This window comes from Mesorhizobium sp. LSJC280B00 (assembly GCF_000502835.1).
Taxonomy (GTDB): domain Bacteria; phylum Pseudomonadota; class Alphaproteobacteria; order Rhizobiales; family Rhizobiaceae; genus Mesorhizobium.
The window spans coordinates 331,348-344,085 of record NZ_AYVL01000002.1; the positions used below are offsets into that span (position 1 = coordinate 331,348).

At 63.5% G+C, this 12,738-nt stretch carries 10 protein-coding genes; 6 read left to right on the forward strand and 4 right to left on the reverse strand.

All coding sequences use genetic code 11. The features are described 5' to 3' along the window. The first annotated feature begins 68 nt into the window (after nucleotides 1–68). The gene (locus X773_RS43925) at nucleotides 69–3,443 is read left to right on the forward strand and encodes a DUF3971 domain-containing protein (protein WP_023674675.1); all 3,375 of its coding nucleotides are present in this window, start codon (nucleotides 69–71) and stop codon (nucleotides 3,441–3,443) included. Between the two features lie 428 nt (nucleotides 3,444–3,871). Here X773_RS43925 and X773_RS43930 read toward each other — a convergent pair whose 3' ends face one another. Next, entirely contained in the window at nucleotides 3,872–4,435 is a 564-nt protein-coding gene (locus X773_RS43930) for a TetR/AcrR family transcriptional regulator (RefSeq protein ID WP_023674676.1), read from the reverse strand. 110 nt (nucleotides 4,436–4,545) lie between these two features. Here X773_RS43930 and X773_RS43935 point away from each other — a divergent pair, with 110 nt between their 5' ends. Beyond that, nucleotides 4,546–5,334: an SDR family oxidoreductase gene (locus X773_RS43935; protein ID WP_023674677.1), complete on the forward strand. Its 789-nt coding sequence runs from the start codon at nucleotides 4,546–4,548 to the stop codon at nucleotides 5,332–5,334. A 58-nt stretch (nucleotides 5,335–5,392) separates the two neighbouring features. Then, entirely contained in the window at nucleotides 5,393–6,487 is a 1,095-nt protein-coding gene (locus tag X773_RS43940) for an alkene reductase (protein WP_023674678.1), read from the forward strand. Between the two features lie 530 nt (nucleotides 6,488–7,017). Here the strand turns inward: X773_RS43940 and tyrS are convergent. Further along, entirely contained in the window at nucleotides 7,018–8,271 is a 1,254-nt protein-coding gene (gene tyrS / locus X773_RS43945) for a tyrosine--tRNA ligase (RefSeq protein WP_023674679.1), read from the reverse strand. Between the two features lie 388 nt (nucleotides 8,272–8,659). Here tyrS and X773_RS43950 point away from each other — a divergent pair, with 388 nt between their 5' ends. Both X773_RS43950 and X773_RS43955 read left to right on the forward strand, forming a co-directional pair. Then, entirely contained in the window at nucleotides 8,660–9,388 is a 729-nt protein-coding gene (locus tag X773_RS43950) for a glycosyltransferase family 2 protein (protein ID WP_031211231.1), read from the forward strand. Further along, entirely contained in the window at nucleotides 9,381–9,713 is a 333-nt protein-coding gene (locus X773_RS43955; RefSeq protein WP_023674681.1) for a lipid-A-disaccharide synthase N-terminal domain-containing protein, read from the forward strand. The genes X773_RS43950 and X773_RS43955 overlap by 8 nt, the downstream gene beginning before the upstream one ends. 41 nt (nucleotides 9,714–9,754) lie before the next feature. Here X773_RS43955 and X773_RS43960 read toward each other — a convergent pair whose 3' ends face one another. Further along, nucleotides 9,755–10,405: an FMN-binding negative transcriptional regulator gene (locus X773_RS43960; protein WP_023674682.1), complete on the reverse strand. Its 651-nt coding sequence runs from the start codon at nucleotides 10,403–10,405 to the stop codon at nucleotides 9,755–9,757. A gap of 6 nt (nucleotides 10,406–10,411) precedes the next feature. After that, nucleotides 10,412–11,086: an alpha/beta hydrolase gene (locus X773_RS43965; protein ID WP_023674683.1), complete on the reverse strand. Its 675-nt coding sequence runs from the start codon at nucleotides 11,084–11,086 to the stop codon at nucleotides 10,412–10,414. Between the two features lie 290 nt (nucleotides 11,087–11,376). On the opposite strand from X773_RS43965, the gene X773_RS43970 reads away from it, so the two are divergent. Beyond that, nucleotides 11,377–12,555, forward strand: a complete 1,179-nt coding sequence (locus X773_RS43970; protein ID WP_023674684.1) for a cysteine desulfurase family protein — start codon at nucleotides 11,377–11,379, stop codon at nucleotides 12,553–12,555. Nucleotides 12,556–12,738: the final 183 nt, after the last annotated feature.

Sequence of the window (12,738 nt, forward strand, 5' to 3'; positions counted from 1 at the left end):
CAGGCTGCATCGATATAATGTCGAGCGGGGATTCGTCCACGATCGAATTCGTTTCAACGGAAGATTGCGTGGATCAGGAGCTACCGCAGCACGAGAAGATCAGGTTCAGGCGTGACGAGATCACCGACCTGGGAACCTTTCCGTCCGCGTGCCGCGTCCCGCCGCTCGGCCAGGCGTCGATCGGTCGCGGCGTCCGTTTGATGGCGCGGCTGTTTGCCGGCCTTGTCGCCCTTGTGCTGCTGGCTGCCGCCGGCGTCTATGCGATCGGCGTGTCCGGCTTCGGCTCGGAGCGGCTTCGCGCGGAAGCCGAAACGGCAATCGAGAAATTGGCCGGCTTCGATGTCGACGTTGCCGTCGGGCCGGCACGGCTGACGCTTGACGGGTCGAGCTTCATTGCGCTGCAGGTCAGCGACGTCAGCCTCAAGACCGCCGACGGAAAACCAATGGCCGATGCAGGCCGGGTCCGCTTCGGCATCCGGCTAATCCCGTTGCTTTCGGGCGAGGTACGGCTGACCAGCGCCCGGATTTCCGACGCGCACATCGTCATGGCGGCAATGCCGTCCGGCGGCGACTGGACGGCCGAGCTGCGCAACCAGGACGGCCTCATCGATCCGGAAAAACTTTCCGCCGCCGTCTTCGCCAACCTCAACCGCGCGCTCGATGCGGTGCGCGAGGATTCGATGCGCCAGATCGATCTGCGCAACGTCGAGCTGGCACTGCCCGAGACCGGATCGGTCAAGTCAGTCACCATCGCCGACGCCTCCGTCTCGCAGTCGGGACCGGGAAGCATGGAGTTTTCATCCGACGCGGATGTCGACGGCAGGGCGCTTACCATCGCCGCTTCCGCCACCCGCGATCCGGCGACGCGACGCATCACCACGCTGGACGCCAGCATCCAGGCAGCGGACGCCGACACTGCGGCAGGTGGCAAATTGGGTGCGATCGCCTTGAAGCTGGCGGGGTCGGAAGGGACCGGCGACAACGGTTCGCGGCTGACCGCTGCCCTGTCACTGACCGGATCGGTGCTCGATCTCGGTTCGCGCGGCCTGCTTCCGGCCGACATCGATCTCGATGCAACACTCGTCGCCGGGTCGAACAAGATCCAGGTCGACAGTTTGCTGGTGAAAACCGGCCGCTCGACCTTCGATTTCGCCGGTTCGATCGGGCCGAAGCCGGCTACCGGCACAGCGGGCGAGGAACCATCCTATCGTTACGACCTGACCAGCGACGGTTCGACCCTGGCGCCTTCGGATTCGCCGGAGCCGGCACTCAGCTTCATTGCCCGTATCGCCGGCATCTACCAGCCGACGAGCCAAAAGCTGGTCGCCGAGCAGATCGGCGTCCGGTCCGGACCGGGCAGCGAAGTGCTGGGCACGGCTTCGGTTTCATTCGTCGCCAACCAGGCGCCGGGCATATCGGTGGCGCTCAATGTCCACGACATGCCGGTCTCGCACGTCAAGCAATTATGGCCATGGTTTTCGGCGCGCAATGCCAGGCTGTGGGTGCTTAAGAACCTGTTCGGCGGCCGCGTCGTCGATGGCAGCCTGCAGTTCCAGGTCGTGCCCGGACGGCTCGGCAACGGCGTGCCGCTTTCCGCCGATGAAGTGTTCGGCCGATTCCAGGTCGAAGGATCGCGCTTCGACACGGCCGGCCGCATTCCGCCGATCCGCGATGCCGTTGGCGTCGTCGGGTTCCACGGCAATGACGTCGACGTCGCGCTGTCGTCGGGCAGCGTCTATATGCCGAGCGGCCGCACGGTGGCGGCGAGCAACGGCACGCTCACCGTCAAGGCGGCGAACCATCCGCCGGTGATCGGCGCGCTCGACATCGATGTCGCCGGCGAGGCGCCGGCAATCGCCGAGCTGGCATCGTTTGACCCGATCAACGCCATGCGCCATGTCGGCCTGCTGCCGGACGACCTGTCCGGCACGGTGACCGGCCACGTCAAGGCCGATATTCCGCTGCAGTCCGGTGTCGACTCTTCCAAACTCGATTGGCTGGTGGCGCTCGACTACAAGGACCTGTCGCTGGGCAAGCCGTTCGAGGGCCAGACGGTCAGCCATGCCGACGGCTCGATCACGGTCGCGCCCGACCGGGCGGTGATCTCGGCGAAGGCGCTGCTCAACGGCATTCCGGCCGAGCTCGACCTGATCGAGCCGCTCAGGGATGGCGGCCCGCCGCGCAGTCGTAAAGTGGCGCTGGTGCTCGACGACAAGACGCGCGCCACCGCCATGCCTGGCCTGTCGACGCTGCTTTCCGGAACCATCAAGGTGGCGATCGACAAGAGTGGCACCGGCAACCAGAACGTGTCGGCCGACCTGACCAACGCCAGGCTGGACATTCCCTGGGCCGGCTGGAGCAAGGGCCCCGGCATTCCCGCCAAGGTCGTCTTCGCCATGGCGAAGACCGGCGACACCACGACGCTGTCCAATTTCGAACTCGACGGCAAGACCTTCTCCATCGACGGCAGCGCCGTGCTGGTCAACGGCGCCTTGTCCTCGGCCCGGTTCAGCAAGGTCACGTTGAACAGGGGCGACGACGTCGCCGTCTCGGTGAAGCGGTCGGGCAAGGCCTATGCGGTCGAGGTCAGCGGCAGCGCGCTGGACGCACGCTCGCTGATCAAGCAATTCACGTCCGATGTCGATACCGCCACCAAGACCACCGGCGTCGATGCGATCTCGGTCAGCGCCGACGTCAGTTCCCTGACCGGCTTTCACGACGAGGTGCTGTCGAATCTGAAACTCGACTACAGCGCCGCCGGCTCCCGGGTGAACGGGCTCAAGGTGAGCGCCACGGCAAGTTCGGGAGCCGCCATCACCATCAGCAACACGACCGGCGGCGGCCTGCGCACGCTCAACATGAAGTCGGCCGACGCCGGCGCCATACTGCGCTTCCTCAATATCTACGAGCATATGGAAGGCGGCTCGATAACGCTGGCGCTGACCGGGGCCGGCGACGGGCCGATGAAAGGCCAGGTCGACGCCAAGAACTTCTTTATCGTTAATGAGCCGAAGCTCGCCTCGATCGTGTCGACGACGCCGGCCGGCGACAGCCGCAGCCTCAACGAGGCGGTCAAAGGCAATCTCGACACGTCGAGGGTGAAGTTCGAGCGCGGTTTCAGCGAAATTGACAAGGGCAGCGGCTATCTGAAGCTGCGCAACGGCGTGCTGCGCGGCTCGCGCATCGGCACCACCTTCCAGGGCACGCTCTACGACCAGAACAACAATATGGACATGACCGGCACGTTCATGCCGGCCTACGGCGTAAACCGCATCTTCGGCGAACTGCCGCTGATCGGCGCACTGCTCGGCAACGGCCGCGACCGCGGCCTGATCGGCGTCACCTACAGGCTCAAGGGCAACGCCAACAAGCCGAACCTGGAGGTCAATCCGCTATCGGTGATAGCGCCCGGGATTTTCCGGTCGATCTTCGAGTATCGCTGAGGTCAAAACCCAATTACCTCGAGCGACCGAGTTTTGATCTTAAGCGGCCGCTCGTCCGCCCCGCGAATTCACGCCCATGATCCAAAGGCGACTGACGTCCGCCCGGGCCTAAATGGCCGCTTTGCGCCTAATGTCGGCCGTTAAAGTTAGTTGTGCCACCGCCTTACAGCGGACATCACCGGCGACCGCGCTTGAGGGCGTAGTTGCGCCAGGAGCGGTCATTCGATGTTCTGCCGTTGAACGGCTTCATTCGCCAGTTTAGCGGAAATTGGGCGACAGCATGGTTGCCTCAACAGGGAAGTTCGAAACCCTCTTGGTCCGCGAATCCCGCTGATTGCACGCTGCGGTGCGATATTCTGCAAGATAGCCACCCAACCAACGCCGATAGCCGCATTGCTCTCGACAAGAGCACTCCTGCCGCAGACCACCTAGCTGGCAGACACTTGGCTGATCCCGGCATCGACCCAGGCACGCGTCTGCTCAAGCACTTCATCCGAGAGCGCGGGATCGTCGATCGCCCGGGCGAGGATTACTGCCCCCACCATCGCTGCCCAGCTTCCGATCGCCGCGCGGCGTCTGTCTGCCGGATCCAACTCCGGGAGCGCCTTGCCGATACGGTCGATCTGCGATCGTAGGCCTTCCGTCATGGCCGAGCGTGCAGCCGGGGTCTGATGGCGGATGGCTGCGGCAAGGCCCGCCGTCGGGCAACCGCCGGCGCAGTTGTCGCGATGCCGGGGCGAAAGATAGGAACCTACATAAGCGCGAAGATCGCCCCCTCCGCCTGAGTCCGCGGCGAGGACGTGGGCAAGGGTCTGCGCGATCAGGTCGTCCTTCGAACTGAAATGGCCATAGAAGCCGCCATGGGTGAGCCCGGCGGCCTTCATCACTTCCGCCACGCTGACCGCGTCGAACCCCTTCTCGCGAAACAGCCGGCTGGCCGCATCCAATATCCGGTGACGGTTCTCCGCCATCTGCTCTCGACTGACCTTCATTTCAAAATTCTCCGTCGGCCCCGTTGACATTTACATGATGCCCATCATATTTAGCCGCAATCATGATGATCGTCATGAATATAGGTTCCATCAGAGAAAAGAGCAATGCCATGACCACCATTCCATCAGTCCTCATAACCGGCGCCTCCACGGGCATCGGAGCTTCCTATGCCGAACGGTTCGCCCGCCGCGGACACGACCTCGTGCTGGTTGCCCGTGACGTGGCACGAATGGAGGCACTGGGAGCCCGGCTCCGTCAGGAAACTGGCGTTGCGATCGACATCATCCAGGCTGATCTTACGCAGCCTGCCGAGCTTGCAACGGTAGAGACGAGGCTGCGTGATGACGCCCGCATCGGGATTCTAGTCAACAATGCCGGAACAGCCATCGGCGGAAGCTTCATCGAGCAGAGTACCGATGACGTCGCCCGGCTGGTTGCGCTCAACACGACCGCACTTCTGCGGCTTGCCAGCGCCATGGCCCCGCGTCTTGCGAAAGCTGGCGAAGGGTCGATCGTCAACATCGGCTCCGTGGTCGGGCTGGCGCCGGAGTTCGGCATGACGGTCTACGGCGCAACCAAAGCCTTCGTGCTGTTTCTGTCGCAGGGGCTCAGCCTCGAGCTTGAGCCGAAGGGCGTCTACGTCCAAGCCGTGCTGCCCGCCACGACGCGAACCGAGATCTGGGGCCACGTCGGCGCCGACATCAACACGCTCTCCAACGTGATGGAGGTGGACGATCTGGTTGACGCGGCGCTGGTCGGCTTCGACCGCCGCGAACCGGTGACCATCCCGCCACTCCCCGATGCCGGTCAGTGGGACGCGCTTCAGGCCGCGCGCCAGGCCATGCTTCCGAACTATCGGAACGAACATCCCGCCGAGCGGTACCGCAAGGTCGCCTGAGCACCAACGAATCCATTTGATAACGACCTCGTCGCGGCGGGGACAAACAAGGTGACCTATGACCAACAAAGCACTTTTTGAGCCTTATTCTCTCGGCTCGCTGACGCTCTCCAATCGTATCGTCATGGCGCCCCTCACGCGCAATCGCGCTGGCCCGGGCTTCGTTCCGGGTGATCTTGCCGCCGAGTATTACGGCCAGCGGGCCTCCGCCGGCCTGCTGATCTCCGAGGCCACGCAGATCTCGCGGCAGGGACAAGGTTACCAGGACACGCCCGGCATCTATTCTCAGGCTCAGATCGACGGCTGGCGAAAGGTCACGACCGCGGTGCACGCCAAGGACGCGCGGATTTTCCTGCAGCTCTGGCACGTCGGCCGCGTCTCGCACGTCGATCTGCAGGAGAACGGCGCCGCGCCCGTCGCGCCCTCGGCAATCCGGGCCGCGACCAAGACGTTCGTGAACAACGGCTTTGTCGAGGTTTCGGAGCCCCGCGCGCTGGCGCTCGACGAGCTTGCGGGGATCGTCAACGATTTCCGGCAAGCAGCGGCGAACGCCATTGAGGCCGGCTTCGATGGCGTCGAGATTCATGGCGCCAACGGCTATCTGCTGGACCAGTTCGCCAAGGACGGTGCCAATGTCCGCACGGATGCTTATGGCGGATCGGTCGAGAACCGCGCCCGGCTGATGCTGGAGGTTGCGACTGCGGTGGTCGAGGAGATCGGCGCAGAGCGCACCGGCATTCGGATTTCGCCCGTCTCGCCCGCCAACGGCGTCTCGAGCAGCGCCCCCCAGGCGCAGTTCGACTATATCGTCGATCAACTCGATGCTTTGGGCATCGTCTATATCCATGTCGTCGAGGGCGCCACGGGCGGATCGCGCGATGTCGCGCCGTTCGACTTCGGATCGCTCCGCCGGCGCTTCAACAATACCTATATCGCCAATAACGGCTATGACCTCGAACTCGCGGCGTCGCGGCTCGCCGAGGGCAAGGCGGACCTCTTCGCCTTCGGGCGCCCGTTCATCGCCAATCCCGACCTTGTGGAACGGCTGAAGACGCGCACGCCGCTGACGGAGTTCAACTCGGCGACGCTCTATGGCGGCGGCTCCGCTGGCTATACCGACTATCCCGCGATCGCCGCCTCAAGCCGCCCATGAGCTATCGGAGGGCGGCGCCTGCGAGGCAGCCATCCCACGTGACAGCAGCGCCTCAGGGCATCTCTCTGGCGCTCCGCTCGAACTGGTGTCCAAACCCAGGGATTCAGGAGGGCCATGGAGGGCTATAGCATAGACGTTAGCTCCTCTGGTCCGCCCAGGACCAGCCAGGCGAGATTCGTAGCACGTCGTACGTTCGCTTTACAGGCGCAAGCGGACCCGTTCACCGTGATTTCGACTGTCGTGAATGGGTCAGATCGCGTCGATGCATGGGGGCGCCTGAACGTCCGCTTCTCACATTCCAAGCCGCCAAGCCGCAAGTCCGCTTCCGGCCCCGAACAAGACGTTCATCGAAGCGCCGCAGAACGTCCGCTATTTGCGCTACCTGCTCGTTCCGATCGATGAGACGAATGGCATCTCGGCCATTCTCGGGAGCTAGCTGATTAACCTCGGCGGTGATTCCGAACCGAAGGTCAGCGCCGCAAGATGAAACCGGTTTCGGAAAAGATCTAACAGGAAGTGCCGGGCCCTGGTCAGACCGGCCGCACCAGAACGTGTTTCTTCTTGCCGAGCGACAGTTTCGCGACGTTTTCCGGGCCAAGGTCCTGCAGCGTCACCATCCTGCGATCGTCGGAAACTGGCTGGTCGTTGAGGCGCACGGCGCCGCCCTGGATATGCCGCCGTGCCTCGCCGTTGGACCCAGCCAGCCCGGCGGTGACGAACAGCGACAATAGGCCGACGCCGGCTTCAAGGTCGGCCCTGCCCACCTCGACGGTTGGCAGTGTTTCGGCGAGCGCCCCTTCTTCGAACGTCTTACGCGCCGTTTCGCTGGCCTCCTCTGCCGCCTCGCGGCCATGCAGCATGGCGGTGATTTCGGTGGCGAGGATCTTCTTGGCTTCGTTGATCTCCGAGCCGCCGAGCCGTTCGAGGCGTGCGACCTCGGCGAGTGGCAGGGTCGTGTAGAGCTTCAGGAAACGGCCGACATCGGCATCCTCGGTGTTGCGCCAGTATTGCCAGAAGTCGTACGGGCTCAGCATCTCCGCATCGAGCCAGACCGCGCCCGAGGCCGACTTGCCCATCTTGGCGCCGGAGGAGGTGGTGAGCAGCGGCGTCGTCAGCGCATAAAGCTGCGCGCCTTCCATGCGATGGCCGAGATCGATGCCGTTGACGATGTTGCCCCACTGGTCGGAGCCGCCCATCTGCAGCCGGCAGCCGAGACGCTTGTAGAGCTCGACGAAGTCATAGGCCTGCAGGATCATGTAGTTGAATTCGAGGAACGACAGCGACTGCTCGCGGTCCAGCCGGAGCTTGACTGAATCGAAGGCCAGCATTCGGTTGACCGAAAAATGCCGGCCGACATCGCGCAGGAAATTGACGTAGTTGATGTCCATCAGCCAGTCGGCATTGTTGATCATGACGGCGTCGTTCGGGCCGCTGCCGAATTTGAGGTAGGGCGTGAAGTTGCGGCGGATGCCGGCGAGATTGTCCTCGATGTCCTGCGGCGTCAAAAGCTTGCGCGCCTCGTCCTTGAACGACGGATCGCCGATCATCGAGGTGCCGCCGCCCATCAGCGCGATTGGCCGGTGGCCGGTCTGCTGCAGCCAGTAAAGCATCATGATCTGGATCAGCGACCCGGCATGCAGGCTCCTGGCGGTGGCGTCGAAGCCGATATAGGCGCTCACCGTTTCCGTGGCGAAAAGCTGGTCGAGGCCGGCATCGTCCGAGGTCTGGTGGATGAAACCGCGCTCGCTCATCGTGCGCAGGAAATCGGATTTGAAGGCGGACATTTTCTTTCCCGAAAAGCTTCCGGCCGAACGCGGTTCGGCTATGCATGAAGGCGGGCGTTTAGCACTCAAGCGCGATCAGCAAAAGTGGAATCCGGTTTTGCGACACCCTCTTGCCTTCTCCCCTTGTGGGAGAAGGTGGATTGGCGCGCAGCGCCAAGACGGTTGAGGGGTGTTGGACGGAGTGCCGTCGTTGCCAAGCTGGAACACCCCTCATCCGACCGCGCTTCGCGCGGCCACCTTCTCCCACAAGAAGGGGAGAAGGGAGAACCCCAAGCGTGCGGCCTGCTTGCGTCATCGTTTCGGCTGGCGTAATGAGGCGCCGCCAACGGGTCTCATCCGCTGGACCGCACGGCATCGATCGAATGCCATATCCTATGACAGAGTCGAGATGCCGGAGATATCCATCGTCATTCCTTGCCGGAACGAGGCGGCGAACCTGCCGCTTCTGCTCGACGAGATCGGCGCCGCGATGGCCGGGCGCGACTTCGAGGTCATCGTCGTCGACGATGGCTCGACCGACGACACGCCTTCGGTGCTTGCCGCACAAGCAGCGCTTCGCCGGTTTCCGCTGCGCCATCTCAGGCATCAGAAATCCGCTGGCCAGTCGCTCTCGGTGCGTTCGGGCGCCTGGGCGGCGCGCGGCGATATCGTCGCCACCATCGACGGCGACGGCCAGAACGACCCCGGTTATATCCCAGTGTTGATAGACGCGCTGCGGCAGGCTGGTCCCGATGTCGGGGCCGCGCAGGGACAGCGTCTGAAGCGCCGCGACAGCAAGATCAAGCAGCTGGCGTCGCGTTTCGCCAACGGGCTGAGAAAGGCCATCCTGCACGACGAGACGCGGGATACCGGCTGCGGCCTCAAGGCGATCCATACCGACATTTTGAGGAAATTGCCGTTCTTCGACGGCACCCACCGCTTTGTTCCGGCGCTGGTCATCCAGGAGGGCTACCGCGTCGTCCATTGCGACGTCGTCGATCGCTCCCGCCGTCACGGCAAATCGAATTACGGCATCTTCGATCGCGGCCTGCAGGGCGTGCTTGATCTTGCCGGCGTCTGGTGGCTGCGCCGCAGGCGCCGCAGAATGCCCAAAGTAGAGGAAATCAGGCATGGGTAACGTGCTTCAGGAATTGGCGACCTGGCTTCACGATGTTTTCGTCAAGCAATTCGATGCCTGGGTTCTGCTCGGCTTCGTCGCCCAGTTCTTCTTCACCATGCGCTTTCTGGTGCAGTGGGTGGCGTCGGAAAAGGCCAAGCGCAGCGTCGTGCCGATCGCCTTCTGGTTCTTTTCGCTGTTCGGCGGCGGCCTGCTGCTGATCTACGCCATCCAGCGTCAGGATCCGGTGTTCATCGCCGGCCAGGCCATGGGCCTGTTGATCTATATCCGCAATCTCTGGCTGATCGCCAACGAGCGCAAGGCGGCGATGACGAAGGTCGATTGAGCCCTCGACCGGCCTGAAACCGGTCGAGCAAGCAATCCAGATTACTGGCCGTCCAGCCCGCCGTAGGACCTTACCAGCCGGACCATATCGGCCGAATCGGCAGTCTCGCTCTCGAGCCCCTCGGCGACACCGACGCGGTCGGCGGCCGGGCGGTTCTGGCTGACTTTCCATTTGCCGCTGATTTCGGTGATTTCGATCTCTAGGCCGACGATGCCTTTGATCTGCGACTGGATGAAGGGTGCCGGCGCGTCGGTCACCGCCCACGGCGCCGAGCGGCTGCCCTCCTGCGACATCGTCAGATCGGAAATCTGCTCGGCCAGCCAATCCTGGTCTTCGATCACCGTGACGATGCCGCGCACCTGGACGATGGCGTAGTTCCAGGTCGGTACCACCTTGCCGGTTTCACGCTTGGTCTCGTACCAGGACGGCGTCACATAGGCATCGGCGCCCTGGAAGACGACCAGCACCCGCGCCAGGGGATTGTCGGCCAAAAGCCGCCATTGCGGATTGGCCTTGGCCAAATGGGCGCGGAGCCTGCCGTTCGGTGGCACATCCGCGTCTAGAAGAAAGGGAATCGCGTTGGCGACCGGCCCCTCGACGCCGTTCGACACCAGCAGGCCAAGCGGATGCGCCCGGATCAGCCCGTGCAGGACGTCCTGCCGTGTTTCCTGGAAGTGAGGCGGTTGGTACATCGCCGATTATCTCAGCCGCTTCGGCCGTGGGTCGGACAATTCCCCGGCCAGCCGGCGATCGAGGTAGTCGGCGCATTCCTCGATCAGAAGCTCCGCATGGTTGGCAAAGAAATGGTTGGCGCCGGGCAAGGTCTTCTGGGTGATGGTAATGCCCTTTTGCGTGTGCAGCTTGTCGACCAGCCCCTGCACGTCCTTGGGCGGCGCGACCTTGTCGGCGTCGCCGTGGATGATCAGGCCGGACGACGGGCATGGCGCCAGGAACGAGAAATCATAGGTATTGGGCTGCGGCGCGACCGAGATGAAGCCCTCGATCTCCGGCCGGCGCATCAGAAGCTGCATGCCGATCCACGAGCCGAACGAATAGCCGGCAACCCAGCAGCTCTTGGAATCCGGATGCAGCGACTGCACCCAGTCGAGCGCCGCGGCGGCGTCGGACAATTCGCCGGTGCCGTGGTCGAACTCGCCCTGGCTGCGGCCGATGCCGCGGAAATTGAAGCGCAGCGTGGTGAAATTGCGCTTCTGGAACATGTAGAAGAGGTCGTAGACGATCTTGTTGTTCATCGTCCCGCCGAACTGGGGGTGCGGGTGCAGGACGATGGCAATCGGCGCGCTCTTTTCCTTCGAGGGCTGATAGCGACCCTCCAGACGGCCGGCCGGACCGGTGAAAATGACCTCAGGCATGAAATACTCCACTTGGTATAAATTTGCGCGGCGCCCGGAACAACTCTTCCTCTGGCCCCAGTCTTCCTCTGGCCCCAGTCTTCCCTAGGCCCCAGTCTTCCCTAGGCCTTGACGCAGGGCGAGGGTCTTTCTAGAAGCTAGTTTAGAATTGTTCAAAACTGGGCGGCCAAAAATTGTGTCTCGGCCACCCGCGCCGCAAGCCGCGTAAATAGGACGTCTTGCCTTGCAATTTCAAGGAAATAACGCGCTATCTTCGCGGAACGGCTTTTGAAGGGACCAGTTGGACGGAAATGGCCGGAGCACGCGCCTATCTCGACTACAACGCCAGCGTGCCGCTGCTTGCCTCGGCGCGCGCGGCCGTGGTCGCTGCGCTCGACGTCGCCGCCAACCCATCCTCGGTCCATGCCGAGGGCCGCGCTGCACGGCGGCTGATCGAGGACGCCAGGCGCGACGTGGCTCGACTGGTCAGCGCCAAAGCCGAGCATGTCGTATTCACCTCCGGCGCGACGGAAGCGGCCTCGACGCTGCTGACGCCGGACTGGCAGATGGGGCGCGGTGCTGTCCGTATGAGCCGGCTCTATGTGTCCGAGGCCGATCATCCTTGCCTGCTGAACGGCGGGCGCTTCCCAGCAGCGCAGGTGACACGGATCGGCGTCGACGCCGACGGCGTCGTCAGGCTCGACGTTTTGGCCGAGGCTCTCGTCCAGCATGACAAGGCCGAAGGCTTGCCGCTGGTGGCCATCCACGCTGCCAACAATGAAACCGGCGTGATCCAGCCGGTCGGCCGCATTGCCGAAATCGTCAAGGCGGCGGGTGGCATCCTGGTGGTCGATGCCGTGCAGGCGACCGGCCGCATTCCGCTCGATATGTCAGCGGGTTACGCAGACTATCTGATCCTCTCCTCACACAAGATCGGCGGACCCAAGGGCGTCGGCGCCATTGTCGCGGCGTCGGACCTGATGATGCCAAAACCGCTGGTCAGCGGCGGCGGCCAGGAAAAGGGCCATCGCGGCGGCACCGAAAACCTGGCGGCGATTGCCGGGTTTGGCGTGGCGGCGCGTGAGGCGCTTGCCGGCTTGCAAACGATCGAAGCGGTGCGGCAGCGTCGCGACGAAATCGAGGCGATCGTGAAAACGCTGGTTCCGGACGCGGAAATCTTCGGGACCGGCGCGCTAAGGCTTGCCAATACGACATTCTTCGCTATTGCCGACATCAAGGCCGAGACAGCGCAGATTGCCTTCGACCTGGCCGGTGTGGCGCTGTCGGCTGGATCGGCCTGTTCGTCGGGCAAAGTAGGGCCGAGTCACGTGCTGAAAGCCATGGGTTATGGTGACGGCCTCGGCGCGTTGCGCGTGTCCGTCGGCCACGCGACCAGCGCTGAAGATATCGAGCTGTTCCGTTCGGCGCTGGCGACGATCGTCGCGCGCCAAGCCGGTAAGGAAAAGGCAAGCAGGGAACGAGCCGCCTGAGCGCGGCAGACGAAATTTAGGGCCTTGCGGCCTGGTAGAGCCGTGCGTTCGCATTTGGCCGGGTGAATTTCCGGCATGAACGCACTATATGAAACTTACGCCGCCTCCGGTGCCTGATGGGTGCTCGTTTGCGGTGCCATAGTTTGAAAACTGCCGGGCCTTGACCCCGGCGTGGATGGAGAA